General features: G+C 69.3%; 11 protein-coding genes. 5 read left to right on the forward strand and 6 right to left on the reverse strand.

Annotation, left to right across the window (positions count from 1 at the left end; genetic code table 11):
* Positions 1 to 134: 134 nt before the first annotated feature.
* From ACFU5M_RS01010 to ACFU5M_RS01025, 4 genes are all read right to left on the reverse strand, one after another.
* Positions 135 to 752 carry a TetR/AcrR family transcriptional regulator gene (locus tag ACFU5M_RS01010; protein WP_379041814.1) on the reverse strand — a complete coding sequence of 206 codons (618 nt, stop codon included), beginning with the start codon at positions 750 to 752 and terminating at the stop codon, positions 135 to 137.
* A gap of 115 nt (positions 753 to 867) precedes the next feature.
* Entirely contained in the window at positions 868 to 2343 is a 1476-nt protein-coding gene (locus ACFU5M_RS01015) for a flavin-containing monooxygenase (RefSeq protein WP_379041816.1), read from the reverse strand.
* Entirely contained in the window at positions 2340 to 3197 is an 858-nt protein-coding gene (locus tag ACFU5M_RS01020; RefSeq protein WP_379041818.1) for an SDR family NAD(P)-dependent oxidoreductase, read from the reverse strand. Before ACFU5M_RS01020 ends, ACFU5M_RS01015 begins: the two co-directional genes overlap by 4 nt.
* Positions 3181 to 4572: a cytochrome P450 gene (locus ACFU5M_RS01025; protein ID WP_379041820.1), complete on the reverse strand. Its 1392-nt coding sequence runs from the start codon at positions 4570 to 4572 to the stop codon at positions 3181 to 3183. Before ACFU5M_RS01025 ends, ACFU5M_RS01020 begins: the two co-directional genes overlap by 17 nt.
* A 391-nt stretch (positions 4573 to 4963) precedes the next feature.
* On the opposite strand from ACFU5M_RS01025, the gene ACFU5M_RS01030 reads away from it, so the two are divergent.
* The 5 genes from ACFU5M_RS01030 to ACFU5M_RS01050 all read left to right on the forward strand — a co-directional run bounded on the left by ACFU5M_RS01030 (position 4964) and on the right by ACFU5M_RS01050 (position 11276).
* Positions 4964 to 6256 (forward strand): ABC transporter substrate-binding protein, encoded by a 1293-nt coding sequence (locus tag ACFU5M_RS01030; protein ID WP_379041822.1) that lies wholly within the window; start codon positions 4964 to 4966, stop codon positions 6254 to 6256.
* Positions 6253 to 8067, forward strand: a complete 1815-nt coding sequence (locus tag ACFU5M_RS01035) for a hypothetical protein (protein WP_379041824.1) — start codon at positions 6253 to 6255, stop codon at positions 8065 to 8067. Before ACFU5M_RS01030 ends, ACFU5M_RS01035 begins: the two co-directional genes overlap by 4 nt.
* Before the next feature lie 45 nt (positions 8068 to 8112).
* Positions 8113 to 9837, forward strand: coding sequence for a tetratricopeptide repeat protein (locus ACFU5M_RS01040; RefSeq protein ID WP_379041826.1), 1725 nt, complete (start codon positions 8113 to 8115; stop codon positions 9835 to 9837).
* 135 nt (positions 9838 to 9972) lie between these two features.
* Positions 9973 to 10671 (forward strand): phosphoribosylglycinamide formyltransferase, encoded by a 699-nt coding sequence (locus tag ACFU5M_RS01045; protein ID WP_379041828.1) that lies wholly within the window; start codon positions 9973 to 9975, stop codon positions 10669 to 10671.
* Between the two features lie 26 nt (positions 10672 to 10697).
* On the forward strand, positions 10698 to 11276 hold the full coding sequence (locus ACFU5M_RS01050; protein WP_379041830.1) for a histidine phosphatase family protein: 579 nt from the start codon (positions 10698 to 10700) through the stop codon (positions 11274 to 11276).
* A gap of 10 nt (positions 11277 to 11286) precedes the next feature.
* Here the strand turns inward: ACFU5M_RS01050 and ligD are convergent, their stop codons facing one another.
* Positions 11287 to 12234: a non-homologous end-joining DNA ligase gene (gene ligD / locus ACFU5M_RS01055; RefSeq protein WP_379041893.1), complete on the reverse strand. Its 948-nt coding sequence runs from the start codon at positions 12232 to 12234 to the stop codon at positions 11287 to 11289.
* A gap of 77 nt (positions 12235 to 12311) precedes the next feature.
* Complete coding sequence (locus tag ACFU5M_RS01060) at positions 12312 to 13517, reverse strand: site-specific integrase (protein WP_379041832.1); 1206 nt, start codon at positions 13515 to 13517, stop codon at positions 12312 to 12314.
* Positions 13518 to 14328: the final 811 nt, after the last annotated feature.

The raw sequence follows: 14328 nt of genomic DNA on the forward strand, positions 1-14328 counted from the left end.
TGGCCGCGGACGGGTCCGTCGAGGATGACGCGGTGGCCACCGAACTCGACGCAGGCGGGGCGGTGCCGGTGCTGACCGACGCAGCGTTCACCGACGCTGCCCGGTAACCGCGGGCGCTCAGCGTAGCCCGGGGGTCAGACGTGCGGCCCGACCAGCGCGATCGCGGATTCGACCGCCACGTCGACGATGCCTGCGATGTCGTCGCCGTCTTCCACGGTGATGGCGATGAGTTCTCGGAAGCCGCCGAAGAGGATGGTCGCCACCTGGCGGGACGGCGGCCGCAGTCCGGCCGCCGCGAATTCCGGTGTGTCGGCGAGTTTCTGGATCAGTGCGACGAACGCGTCGCCGACCTCGCGCTGCAACTGCCTGGTGTCCTCACCGAGAGCGGGGACGACACGGATCCAGCTGAGGGTGAGAAAGGGTTCTTCTTGCGCGGAGCGGATCCACGCCTGGATGGCTTGGCGCACCTGGGCGCGCCAGGGCAGATGCGGGTCGACCGCGGCATCGATCCGCTGGATCATCTGCTTGTGATGCTCGGTCAGCAGGGCGATGAAGCAGTCCTGTTTGCTGGTGAAGTGCTCGTAGAAGGTGCGGCGTGAGGTGCGGGCGTGGCGGACCACGTCGGCGACGGTCGAGTCCTGGTAACCGCGTTCGCGCAGCGCCACGGCCATGCCGTCGAGCAGGCGGCGGCGAAACCCCGAGTCCGCGTCGTTGTCGGCGGAGGTGCGGGGTACCGGCTCGGCGCGTGTCACGAGAATCAGGTTAGTTACTCCGTTCGGTTCGTCGTGTCCGGCCCGTGCCACGCGGCCGGGTGGTTGCCCGCACCGTCGCGCTGTCGGACCGTCGGCCGTCCGGAATCGTGCCCCGCTACCACGACGTGGCGTCGCCGGACGGCGCGCCGCGACGGGTGAATCGGATGGTGCCGTCATCGATGCGGCCATAGCGCAAGGTGAGCACGTCGTGGCCGTAGCTCATGCCGAGCCGCCACGGAGCCCGGGATCCGGCCGTGGGGAATCGGTCGATGTCGCGCAGCACGTAGCCGGCCTGGAAGTCCAGCAGCGGCGCCGGCGCCACGGCGGGGTCCGGCCACGGGGTGGTCTGCCGGTAGCCGCCCGCGTCCATGTGACGGAGCAGTCGGCAGACGAATTCGCTGACCAGGTCGGCTTTCAGTGTCCAGGACGCGTTGGTGTAGCCGATGGTGAAGGCGAAGTTCGGGACTCCGCTCAGCATCATTCCCTTGTAGGCCATGGTTTGAGGCAGCTCGACCTCGTGTCCGTCCACCGTGAGCCGGATGCCGCCGAGGGCGAGCAGTCGCAGGCCGGTCGCGGTCACCACCACGTCGGCGTCGAGTTCGCGCCCGGATGCCAAGCGCAGCCCGGTGGCGGTGAACCTGTCGATGCGATCGGTGACCACCGTGGCGCGGTCGGCGCGGATCGCGCGGAACAGGTCTCCGTCGGGCACCAGGCACAGCCGCTGATCCCACGGCTGGTAGGACGGCTTGAAGTGGGTGTCGACGTCATAGCCCTCGGGCAGTCGCTTGACGGTCAGATCGCGGATGAACTTGCGCATCTGCCGGGGCCTGCGCCTGCTGAACTGGTAGATCAGCGTGCTGATCAGCACGTTCTTCCAGCGGACGACGGCGTACGCCCGCCGCGGGCCCAGCAGTCGCCGCAGCCGGTCGGCCACCGTGTCCCGGGCGGGGACGGGCAGAATGTAGGTCGGCGACCGCTGCAACATCGTCACCTGTGCGGCGGTCTCGGCCAAGGCCGGTACCAGGGTCACGGCGGTGGCGCCGCTGCCGATGACGACCACCCGCTTGCCCGCGTGGTCCAGGTCCTCGGGCCAGTGCTGCGGATGCACCAGCCGGCCGCGGAAATCTTCGATGCCGGGAAACTGTGGTGTGTAGCCCTCGTCGTAGCGGTAGTAGCCGCTGCACACGAGCAGGAAGTCGCAGGTGATCGTGCGCGTGGCGCCGTCGTGTTCGGCCAGCACGCTCCAGCGGGACTCGGCGCTTGACCAGGACGCGTCGGTCACCCGATGCCCGTATCGGATGAACCGGTCGATGCCGGCGTCGGCGGCGGTGTCGCGGATGTAGCGCAGGATGGCGGGACCGTCGGCGATGGCCTCGGCCTGTGTCCACGGGCGGAATCGGTATCCGAGGGTGTGCATATCGGAGTCCGAGCGCACGCCGGGGTAGCGGAACAGATCCCAGGTGCCGCCGAGGCTGTCGCGTGCCTCGAGGATCGCGTAGGTACGGGCGGGGAATGCCGCCTGCAGGTGGTGGGCCGCACCGATGCCGGACAGGCCGGCGCCGACGATCAGGACGTCGAGGTGTTCGCTCATGCCGGTGCTCCCGTGGTGTCGCGGGTGCGCAGGCGGCGCTCGAGTAGCGCGACCACACCGTAGTAGTGGGTGGGCGTCACCCGCGCCAAGATGTCGAACAGATAGGCGTCGGGTCCCACGAGGATGCGGGACTTGCCGTGTTCGACGCCGCGGCGGATGATGTCGGCCGCCTTCTCCGGTGTGGTGAGTGTCAGCGCCTCGAATTCCGCCGCCATCTGCTCGTGCGTACGGCCACGGCCTTCCGGGTCCTTGCGGACCCGGGCATTGCGCGCGATGTTGGTGCTGATGCCGCCCGGGTGGACGTTCACCGCGGACACGCCGGTGTCGCGCAGTTCCTGGCGCAGGGCGTCGGTGAACCCGCGCACCGCGAATTTCGCCGCGCAGTACGCGCTTTGGTTGGGCATGCCGAGCAGCCCGAACACACTCGAAGTGTTGACGATGACGCCGTGATCCTGCTCGACGAGGATGGGTAGGAAGGCACGCGTGCCGTTGACGACTCCGTCGAAGTTGATGCGCCGCAGCCATTCGTCGTCCTCGGGCACCGCGTCGAGCACCGAGGAGGAGACCGCGACACCGGCGTTGTTGAACACCGCCGCCAGCGGCGCGGTCAGCCAGTCGCGCACCTCCTCGGCGAACGCGAGTTGGTCGGCGGCGTCGCGCACGTCGAGGACGCGGGTCAGTACCGGGCCGGTCAGCGTGGCGGCGGTCTCTTTCAGCCCGACCTGGTCGATGTCGGCTATCGCGACGGGAGAGCCTGTGCCGGAGAGTAATCGGGCGAGACTGCGGCCGATCCCGGAGGCCGCGCCGGTGATCATCACCGGGCGGCCCGACAGTGGCCTACGGGTGCGGGACATCGATACTCCTGGTTTCGGAGGTGATGGCGTGGTAATCGCGCGTCCGGGCGGCGCGGTCGAGTGCGGGGACACTGTGTCGCGGCGTGCGGCGGTGCACCACGGCGCGACCCTTCTCGGCCGGGGCGAGAGCGACGCCGCGGAAGTGCGCGCGCTCGCCGCGGGCGTCGGTCGGCTCCAGCGTGAAATCGCGCAGCAGGGTGCGCAGCACGACGTTCATCTCCATCGTGGCGAACGCGGCGCCGATGCACCGGCGGCTGCCGCCGCCGAACGGGATCCAGCTGAACGTGCCCGGCCGCACGCCGAGGAAACGATCGGGGTCGAAGGTGCGGGCATTCGGGAACAGATCCTCGTTGTCGTGCATCAGCCGGATGCTGACCAGCACCTTCTGTCCTTTCGGCAACGTCCACCGGCCCAGTCGCAGTGAATCGGCCCGGACCTGGCGAATGGTCGCGTCGATCACGGGGCGTACGCGCTGCACCTCCAGCAGCGTCGCCTCGCGCAGTTGCGAGCCCCCGGCATCGGCTTCGTCGACCAAACGGCGCACAACCTCCGGGTTCCTGCGTAGCCGCTCGATCGTCCACGACAATGTCGTCGCCGTCGTCTCGTGCCCGGCGGTGAGCAGGGTCAGCAATTCGTCGGCGATCTCACCGCGCGACATGGCCGAGCCGTCGTCGTAGCGCGCTTGCAGCATCATCGCCAGCACATCGTCGCGCTGGTCGATCCCGTCGTGGATCGCGCGCTCGATGAGCCGTTCGACGATCTCGTCGTAGCGGCGGCGGTAGGCCGCGAACCGGGACCAGGGCCCGTATCTGCCCAGCGCACGCTTGGGCACCGGGAACGCGGCCAGCGCAGATCCGATGAGCACGAGTTTGGGCAGCAGTTCGCGCAATCGCTCGAACTCTGCGCCTTCGGCGCCGAATACCGCCCGCAGGATCACATTCAGCGTGATGCGCATCATCGAGTCCATCGTCGCGAACTCGCGGCCCGAGGGCCAGGACTGCATTTCGCGGACGGCTTCGTCTTCGACCAGCGATTCGTACACGGTCAGCCTGCGGCCGTGGAAAGGCGGGGTGAGCAGTTTGCGTTGTTTGCGGTGTTCGGTGCCGGTCAGTGCGAACAACGAGCCGGGGCCGAGGAATTCGCCCAGGTTGACGTCGATGTTGTCGATGAGTTCGGTGCTCGTGGTGAAGAGCGCCTTGATCTCGGCGGGGTCGGCGAGTACCACCGTGCGTCCGAATCTGGGCATCTGGATGGTGAAGGCCGACCCGTAGCGGTCGTGCATGCGCCGCCACGTGCGGGTGCGTCCGGTCAATATTTGCAGGCTCTGCACGATCGGAGGGGTGGATGGTCCCTTGGGCAGTCGCACAGCGGGCATATGCCCACCTCCTCGCGTGGTACTTCGATGTACCACCCGAACGGTACGCGCGTGTACCAGGCTGTGACAAGGCCTACACAGAGGTGATCGGGCAAGCGGCCACCGGTCACGCGACCACCCACGGTTCGGCACCGTGGACCGCGAGCAGGGCTTCGATGCGCCCGACCGCCATCGAGCCCGGGCCGCGTCCGTCACTTGGACGCAGCATCACATCGCCCGCCGCGGCCCCCTCGACGCCGATGATCGCCTGCTACGGCGCCCGCTCGACGCTGCCGAGGACGCCGCGGTGCACCATGACCTGCCGGTGCGCGAAAGATCGCGAAGTGCCCACCGGCGCGCCGGCTTTGCCGCATAATCGGGTTCGATTGGCACGCAATGACATCGGGGGTCGATGGGGACGCGTAGAGCGATGCTGCAAGCGGGATTCGTTGTCCCGCTGGCTGCTGCGTGCGCGCCGGACCTGCTGTTGGGCAGCTCCGACGCGGTGCGCGTAGGGGTGTCCTGGAGCGGGCAGGAGCTCGCGGCCTTCCACACCGTCTTGGCCGGACTTGACCTCGGTTTCGCGGTCGAAGTGATCCCCCTCGGGGACAACACCGACACCGCGTTCACCGCCGGTGGCCGGTCCGCGCCGGACGTGGTGTTGCTTCCGCAGGCGGGACGGGTGCGTGAACTCGCCGAACGGCACGAACTGCGGCCTGTCGCCGAGACGGTGTGGACCGACGAACTCGGCACCCGCTACGCCCAGCCCTGGCAACATTTGCTGCGCTACGAGAACCGGCTCTACGGTGTGCCGTTCAAGGCCGCGGACAAGTCGCTGGTGTGGTTCGACCGGCAGCAGTTCGCCACCCACGGCCTGGGGGAACCGGCCGCCTGGATTCTCGGCGACTGGGTCAACCGGATGGAGGTGCTCGCACAGACGCCGATCCGCCTGCTCGCGCTTGCCGCCGCCGACGGTTGGGTGCTGACCGACTTCTTCGAGAACGTGCTGCTCGCCGAATCCCCGCGCATCTACGACGAATTGGCCTCGAAGAACAGCCGCGAGTGGGACAACCCGGCGGTGCGGGCCGCGTTCGGGCATCTGGGTGTGTTGTGGGGACAACGCCACGCCTTTCCCGGCGGCGTCGGTGTCGCGTTGACCAGGCAGTTCTCCGACGCCGTCCGGGACGTGTTCCAGCACCGGCGGGCCGCGGCGGTCGTCGCTCCCGACTTCGCGGAACCGATCGTGCGCAGCGCGGTACGCGCGTCCGGGCGCAAGGTCGAAGACGCCGTAGGGGTCGTGCCCTTTCCAGCGGTGACCGCCGCGTCGGGGCGGCCGAAGATCGTCGGCGGTGACGTGATCGTGGTGACGCAGCAGGCGAACCCGCGCGCAGCCGAACTGGTCGAGAAACTGGCCGGCGCCCGCGCCCCGCTGCCGTGGATCCAGCGCTACGGCGGTTTCCTCGCGCCGAACCTGCGCACCGAGGCGGACTACTCGCCGCTGCTGGCGCCCTCCGCGCGGGAACTCGCCACCCGCAGCACCTTCGATCTGTCCGATCGGATCGGGCCGGTCGGCGGCCGGGAAGGATTGTGGCGGGTGCTGACGGAGTTCCTCATCGCGATCGGTGACGGTGCGCAGACGCGGGTCGCCGAGGCCACCGGCCGCGCGATCGCCGCGCTGGACGACGTCGAGCGGCGGCGCCGATGACCACGACCCCGGATTTCGACGTCAACGGTCTGCGCATCGAGCTGGCCACCCGCCGCATGCGCGGACCGCTGGTACCCGGCGGCAGGCCACGGCGCTGGCTGGGTTGGCTGGCGAGACTGCCCGCGACGGTCCTGACGGTCGCGCTGTTGGTGCTGCCCGCCGGGTGGACCGTCCTCATCGCCACCCGGGCGCGCCCGCTGGAGGTCCTCGCCTGCGCGGTCGTCGCAGCGAGTGCGCTCCTGCCCGCGGTGCTGCGCAGGCGGCTGGGCGCTCCCCGCAGACGAATACCGGCGTGGGTTTTCGCGATCGGCGGCACCGTCGGAGGAATGTGGCTGCTGGGCGCCACGATGACCGCCGACGGCCGGGGCGCGTACCTGCGCACGCTGCTGTGGGTGGCCTTCGGCATCGGGCTGTTGATTTTGGCGCTGGCGATCGCCTGGTGGGGGCGGGCGGCGCGATGGCTGTGGTTGCCGCTGATCGTGCCGTTCGGTGTGTCGGCGCTCGTGTCCGGGGTGGCGTTCCGGGTGATCTTCGGCAATGGCGCCCGATGGCTGGACATCCAGGACGTCGGGCTCTACCGGTGGTGGCTGGCGGCGATGCTGGGGTCGGCGTTCCTGTGGACCTGGCTGGGCTTTCTCACCGCGCTGTTCCGCGCGGGAATCCATGCGATAGAGGCCGATCCGGCGCGCGCCGGGTATCTCTACCGTGACGACGGCAGACCGATGGCGATGCGGCTGTACGAGTTGCTGCGCCCGGTGCTGCTGGTCGCCGGGCTGGCTGTGGGGGTCGCGGCCGCGCGTGTCTTCGACGTGGTGCTGATCGGCGTGCCCGGGGCACTCGAGTACCAGGTCGACAGTGCGACCGTGCATTGGTGGCGGCTGGCCGCCGACGCCAGGCCCGGCGTCGCGGCCGCCTACGCGCTGCCGCTGGCGGTGCTCGTGGGCGCGGTCGCCTGGCTGCTGCAAGTGGACGTGCGCAGGCACCGCGCGAGTTGGTCGGCGGTGCACGCGATGTCGGTGGCGGGACGCCGGCGCATCGGCCCCGTGCGGGCGGTGGGCATCGTGCTGGTCTCACTGCTGGTGTTGTACCCGATCGGCGTCCTCGCCTACACCGGGCTGCGCGGACACGAAGGCTTCGGATTCTCCGCCGTCGCTCTGGTACTAGGCGACGACGGACTGTGGCGCTCGCTGCAGACCACCGCCTGGGTCGCGGGAATCGCGACGGTGGTCGTGGTGACCGCGGCCGCGCCGGTGGCCTACCGGCTGGCCGCGCTGCGGCCCAACGGCACTGCCGCCCGGCTGGCCGTCGTGGCGCTGGTGGTGCTCGCGGTGATCCCGGCGCAAACCTATCTCGGAACGCTCGACGGTCTCGTCGACGCCTACGAGCTGTCGGGCACGCGGATCCCGCTGATCCTCGTGCACGCCGCCGCCGGGCTGCCGATCGCCATCCTCGTGTTGCGCGGGGCGATGCTCGCTCCGCCGGGCAGCGCCGCCGCCGACACCCTGCACGGTCTGGCCAGTCCGGGCACCATCGCCCATCGCGTGCTGGCCTCGGCCGGGCCCGCACTGGGAGCAGTGGCGGTGCTCGAATTCGTCCAGGTATGGAACGACTTCTTCATCGGGCTCGTGGTCAGCGGAGCGGGAGCGAGCCCGTGGTCGCTGCTGTTGTGGGGCGAAGCACGACAATTCGGCGAGAACATCGCGCAAGTGGCCGCCGGAGCGCTCGTGTCGGCCGTGCTGCCGGTGGCGCTGCTGTTGGTGACCTGGCGGCGCTGGGTCGTGCCGGGATTGACCGGTGGAGTGCTGCGATGAAGCAAACCGAGCCGGTGGCAACCGGTGCGGCGAGGGAGGAATCCGGTGAGCCCATCGACCGAACCCACCGAACCGGTCGGGCAGACCGCGACGCCGAGATCGTCGATCTGGATAGGATTTCTCGGCACGGCCTCGCTGGTCGCCTACACGGTGCTGTTCGAGCTGGTGCGCACCCTGGTGGTGAATTCGTTCGGCGAGAACGCCCTCGTGCAGTTCTTCGGCGGGCCGCTGCGCTGGTTGTCGGTGCTGTTCATCGTCGCGGCCGCGACCTATGCGTTGTCCCGGTTCGTCCGCGGGTATCGCACCAGGGTACGCACCGCCCGTGAAATGGACTTGATCGCCGGTCTGATCGAGCCGGGCCCCGCGCTGGCCGACCACAGACCGCGGGTGGTCGCGCCGCCTCCACGGCGGGTCGCGGCGCTGGACGGGCATCTCATTGCCGCGGTGCTGCGGGATCTGCCGGTGCACGACTACGAAACCGTCGCGCTGTTGGCGGTGCTCAACGCCATTCGTGACACGCCGGGGCGGTTGCCGCTGGCCAGGGAACCCTCAGCACGCACCGCGGCGAAACTGCTGGAGGGGCTGCGCCGCCGCGGGGTCCTGGCCCCCCACGGTGCGCAGCGGTTCTGCGTGCGGCACGTGCCGAGGCTGCCGAATCGGGCGACGGTGACCGCCGGACCGCAGTGGGCCGCCGCGCTCACCGCGCTGCTGCATCACTACGCCGATCGTGCCGGCCGCTGGGCGATCGCGCTGGAGTCACGGCGCTTCGCCGTGGGCGCTCGCCGCTGGTTCGAGACCGAGGAACCCTACCTGCGCGCCCTGGTGACCGCGTGCGCGCAGCCGGGCGAGGAGACCGAACCGGGCGTGGAATTCCCCCCGGCAGCGGTCGAGTACCTGATTCGCCTCGGCCATGCCCTGGACGTGTGGTATGCCCGAAGCGGCCTGGGAGAGAACGCGCATGGGTTGGCCGACAAACTGCGCTCGCTTCCCGGCATCGACGAGCTGAACCGCGACCTGGTGAGGCTGCGAGCGGGCCGGCTGGACGAGCGACCGCCGGGCTATCGGCCGCGGCGGTTGTCGACGAGCCTGGCCGCCCGCTGGGAACATCAAACGGCGTTGGGCCTGCTGGCCACCGCGGCTCCGGATCTCGACAAGGTGGCCGACCAGTTGGAGACCGCGTGGTGGCTGTTGCCGCGCGACGACGTCGCCGGTGAGGTGTGCGCCCTGATCAACCTCGCCGTCGTGCACATCCGGCAAGGACGCCTCGACGCCGCGCAGGATCGCCTCGAACTCGCCGAATCCCTCACCCGCGCCGGCCTCGATCCCGACGGCCGCGCGCAGACCCACGAGACCATGGGAGCCCTGTGGTGGGCCCGCGGCGAACCCCGCCGAGCCCTGCGCTGCTGGCAACTCGCCCTGACCGCCTACCGCGCCCTCGATGACGACCCCGGTATCGGCCGCTGCCTGCAACATCTCGGCTCCGCGGTCGTCGCCGACCCCGACCACGCCACCCTGCTGCTGCCTGCCGATCAACCCCTCACCCGCACCGAAGCTCTGCGCCAAGCCACCGGATGGCTCGCCGAAGCCCGCCGCAGGCACCCCGGCGCCTGCCACACGCAATACTATGTCGCCAAGGCACGTTCGGACCTGCGTGCCGATCGCGGCATCCTCGGCATCCTCCCGGCCCGGCGCCGCGCCCCGCTGGTCCACATCGACCAGTGGCCTGCTCGCCTCGAAGACCACGCCGATCGGCTGCACCCCGACCGTTGACCTCTCCCTGCGCACGATCGTGGTGCCCATCGTGCGTTATAGGCGCCGGACACCGGGCTCTCGTGAAGGCGGCGGTGCCGCCCGGACTTACGCCTATGCCCGCGCACGGTAGCCGCTGTGAAAGACTGAGCGACCATGCCGGAACTTCGGGTCGCGGTGATCGCCTCCCACAACGGGTCCAATCTGCGTGCGCTGCACCGCGCTTCCCGCGACGCGGACGCACGGTTCCGGATCGTGCTGGTCATCAGCAACAACAGCGACTCCGGTGCGCTGCGCTACGCCCGAGACAACCGCATCCTCGCCCGGCACCTGTCCGGGCGTACCCACGACGACCCGGACGAAGCCATCCGCGCCGCACTCGTCGAGCACTCGACCGATCTCGTGGTGACCGCCGGGTACCTGAAGAAGATCGGTCCGCGCACAGAAGCGGAATTCGCGGCCCGGATCATCAACGTCCATCCCGCGTTGCTGCCCCGCCACGGTGGCCCCGGCATGTACGGCAGGTACGTGCACCGAGCCGTCCTCGACGCCGCAGACCCCGTCAGCGGCGCGACGGTCCATCTCGTCTCCGGCGTATACGACACCGGGGAAGTCCTCGCCCAGGCCGAGGTGCCGGTCCGCCCCGGCGACACCGCCGACACGCTCGGCGCACGGGTCCTCGAAGCCGAACACACCTTGCTTCCCGAGGTCGTGCGACGCATCGCGCACGACCGGTCGCCATTCCTGTCGGTGCGTGCGAGAAGTGCCGATGCCGGCGGTGATTCGGCCGGGTGCGTGGGGTGCGCACCGGAGCAGGAGCGCGGCGTCGCTGTCGAATCGAGCCCGTGCCGCTGAGGCGGGGGACAGGAGTGCGAAAGGGGGTGACTACGCGATCTGTGCTCGTTCTGGTCCGTCATGCGCAGCCCTTCATCCCGCGGCCGGGCGGACCGGGTGACTACGAGCGTTCGTTGACCGAGGCGGGCAGATGCCAGGCCGAGGGACTGGTCACCGAACTGGCCGCCGAACAACCCGCCGCGATCGTCTCCAGTCCCTACCTGCGAGCCGTCCGAACCGTCGAACCATTGGCCCGTTTCACCGGCCTTCCGGTCGTAACCGACAACGAATTGCGCGAGTGGGATTCCGGGATCGGTCCGACTCCCGGCTATGCCCGCTACTACGCCGAAAGCTGGGCTCAGCCATGGCTGGCCAGGCCCGGCGGGGAGAGCTTGCGACAGCTCTGCGGCCGTGCCACCGCGATCCTGACGGAGTTGGCGCAGCGGCACCCGGGCCGGACCGTGATCATCGGCAGCCACGGGACTTTTATCTCCCGGGCGCTGATCGGGTTCGGTCGCCGAGAGGTGGGCTGGGCGTTTCAGCGGGCGATGCCGATGCCCGCGGTCTATCGGCTGGTCTTCGAGGACGGGGTCGTTCGAGCCACAGGACCGGGTCTGGGGGAATGAGCCGTTGGGGTCAGTGCGGTAGCGGCACTTTCGCCTCGTGCGGGGCCTTGTCCGGGCGTAAGCCGCGCCAGCTGGGGTGGCGCAGGCCCTCCGGTGTGGCTTCGCGATATTCGATGTCGGCGACGAGCACGGGCTCCACCCAGTGCGCGGATACGGCGATCGCGCGCGGCGGGGGGACATCGAAAGGCGTGTCAGGGCGGGACAACTCGTTCAGATGCGCTTGCAGGTCGCGCCGATCGCGCATGGTCCATCCGGTGCCGACGTTGCCGATATGCACCAACCGGTCGTGGTCGTCGTAGGCGCCGAGCGCGAGCGAACCGAACGTCGTGGACAAACGCCCGCTGCCGGGTAACCAGCCTGCGACGACGACCTCCGTCGTCCTGCGCAGCGGCGTCTTGATCCACAACGGGGAGCGGCGGCCGGGGTAGTAGGCGGAATCCAGGCGCTTGGCGACGATGCCCTCCAGACCGTGCTCGCGGGCGACGTTCATCAGCACGGTGGGATCGATATCGGTGTAATGCGGCGGGGTGCGGGCAAGCGGCCGGTCGAGCGCGAGTTCGGCCAAGCGCTCGCGGCGCTCGGTATAGGGCAGATTCAGCAGAACCTCATCATCGACGGCCAGCACATCGAAGGCGAGATATTGCGCCGGGAATCCGCGCAGCAACTCCGCGCTCGGGGAGACCACATGCATCCGCCGCTGCAAGCGGCCGAACGACGGCGCCCCCGTCTTCGGATCGGGCGCGACGATCTCCCCGTCCAGGACCAGTTCACCGCGCTCGCCCAAATCCGCCAATATCGCTGTGAGCTCGGGAAACGACCCACTCAGATCACGGTTGTTGCGACTGTAGAAACGGCAGTCCCCGTCCCGGCAGCGCGCGATGGCGCGAATGCCGTCCCATTTCATCTCGAACGCCCACCGCCCGCGGTCCTGCGGTGGCCGTCCGGGGACGGCCAGCATCGGCGCCGGCGCTGAGAGCACACGACCAGCATATCTGTAGCAAACATGCCTTCCGACTGGCTCGGCTACTCCCGAGGTCACAGTCCGAGCTTGGTCACCGCATTGTCTTCCAGTGGGTTGGCGGTGCGGATGTAGCCGTGCACGGTGCGCGGATTGGACCAGCGGCCCTGGCGCATGATCTCGCGATCGCTGGCGCCGCCGAGGGCGGCCTGGGTGGCGAATCCGGCGCGCAGCGAATGACCGGAGAACAGACCGGGATCGAGTCCGGCACGGGCGGCATAGCGCTTGACCAGTTCGGCGACCGCGCGCCCGGACATCGCACGGTCGCCGATCCCGCCGTGCCGGGTGATGGTGGGGAAGAGGGGAAGATCGCCGTCGGAGAGCGTGGTACCGGTGAAGCCGTGGCACCGGTGGATGTCGGCGGACCCCGCCGGAAGGCCGGCGAGCCAGGTCCGGACACCGCTGGCGTCGGCGGCGGCGTGTTTTTCGCGCAGCCGCAGCCAATCGGCGAAGGCGCAGACCGGGCAGGTCGCGGGACGGCGGCCGCGCGGGAGCGCCACACGCTGTTCCGCGGCGCCGGTCGGGTCGGTCTTCGTCGCGGGTAAACGGATCAGCAGGATCGGTTCGCCGGTGGTGTGATCGACACCCACCTCGATGTCCCCGATGCGCAAACCGGCCAGTTCGCTGCGGCGCAACGCACCGGCGAAACCGACGAGTAGTGCGAGCGCGTCGCGGCGGCGGGCCGGTTCGGTAGGCCAGCCCGGTTCCGGGAGTTCGGCCAGCAGTTGGTCGAGGGTGTGCAACAGGACGGGGCGTTTGCGTTTGGGTTGCGTGCGGCGGATACGGCGGATACCACGCAGTGTCAGGCGCACCACATCCGACCGCGTCGGCGACGGCAGGCCGTTGGCCGCGTGGACCGCCGCGATGGCGGCCGACTTGCGTTCCAGCGTCGCCGGACCGAACGCCCATTCGCCGCCGGGCCGGCGCGCGTCGGCGGCCGCGGCCAAATAGACAGCGACATCCAGCGCATCGGCGGGCAGAGCTTGGCGGCCCTCGGTGGCGCACCACGCCGACCAGGCCACCCAGTCGGCGCGATAGGCGCGCAGCGTGTTCGCCGATTGAGACGCTTCGAGATAGCGGCGCAGGGAACCGGCTTGGTCGTCATCGAAGCGCTCCCGCACCAGCCGCAACGCCGCCGCATCGACCAAGACGCTGCGCACACCACGGCGCAATTCGGTGCGCACCGACTCCGGGACCGCGACCACGCCGGAACGATCGTCCATGACTCGGCTCCCGCGTTCCCCTCGGCGATCGACTGTCCGCGCCAACTCGTTCGACGCGAGAAATCAGCCTACGGCACTGCTGGGGCACACCTGCGAGCAGAAGATGCCACGTTGCCCGGAAGTCACTGATTCTCTTCACCCATGACCGCCAGTTCCCGGGGGGACTACGCAAACATCAAGCGTCACAGTGACGTTGCCGAACAGGGAAATCGGGAGCGGAGTCCTGCGCGCGACGCGTCGGGTCTGGTCGCCGGTCGGCGGGATGACGGACGGCCACCGCGAGCATGTCCGGCTCATACGGGACCAGGATGTCGCGGGGTGACCGTGACGGACAGGGGGAGACGCCGGGCGTGGGAGCGGGAATTCGAGGCGGTGATCGTCGGGTGTGGGGTGTTTCGGTCGGATCGAGCCTCGGCGGGCGGCACAGAGGATGCTGCTGGGGAATAGGCCGGCTCTCGTGTGGCGCGGTTGCGGCGGGGCCGATGACCATCGATACCCACGGCGGGATAGTCGGTGTCGGGTCGATATCGATCTGCGCCCAGTCGTGCACAGTTTTTGATGCTTTTCGTTCTATTTTCGTTACGTCGCAACAAACGCTACGAAACGAATCAATCGTAAGATGTCAGAACGTGATGCCCGGTGCTGACCGCCGATAAGGTTCACTTATCGGAGGTCAGGCTGAGGAGTCGAATCCGGGTGATCTACCGAACCCGATCGCCTGCCGTGGCGGCGACCTCTCCAGTGTCTCGGCGCTGAAAAGGTCCCTCTCGGAGGTTCACCCGGCTGCGAAATGGGTCGGCCGCCTTCCGCT

It is taken from the genome of Nocardia sp. NPDC057455, assembly GCF_042802775.1.
Taxonomy (GTDB): domain Bacteria; phylum Actinomycetota; class Actinomycetes; order Mycobacteriales; family Mycobacteriaceae; genus Nocardia.

What these genes read in the sequence shown, in the direction of transcription:
- ACFU5M_RS01015 (WP_379041816.1), bottom strand. Translation starts at nt 2,343, where the DNA reads ATGAGCGAACACCTCGACGTCCTGATCGTCGGCGCCGGCCTGTCCGGC.
- ACFU5M_RS01020 (WP_379041818.1), bottom strand. Translation starts at nt 3,197, where the DNA reads ATGTCCCGCACCCGTAGGCCACTGTCGGGCCGCCCGGTGATGATCACC.
- ACFU5M_RS01025 (WP_379041820.1), bottom strand. Translation starts at nt 4,572, where the DNA reads ATGCCCGCTGTGCGACTGCCCAAGGGACCATCCACCCCTCCGATCGTG.
- ACFU5M_RS01030 (WP_379041822.1), top strand. Translation starts at nt 4,964, where the DNA reads ATGGGGACGCGTAGAGCGATGCTGCAAGCGGGATTCGTTGTCCCGCTG.
- ACFU5M_RS01035 (WP_379041824.1), top strand. Translation starts at nt 6,253, where the DNA reads ATGACCACGACCCCGGATTTCGACGTCAACGGTCTGCGCATCGAGCTG.
- ACFU5M_RS01045 (WP_379041828.1), top strand. Translation starts at nt 9,973, where the DNA reads ATGCCGGAACTTCGGGTCGCGGTGATCGCCTCCCACAACGGGTCCAAT.
- ligD (WP_379041893.1), bottom strand. Translation starts at nt 12,234, where the DNA reads ATGCTGGCCGTCCCCGGACGGCCACCGCAGGACCGCGGGCGGTGGGCG.
- ACFU5M_RS01060 (WP_379041832.1), bottom strand. Translation starts at nt 13,517, where the DNA reads ATGGACGATCGTTCCGGCGTGGTCGCGGTCCCGGAGTCGGTGCGCACC.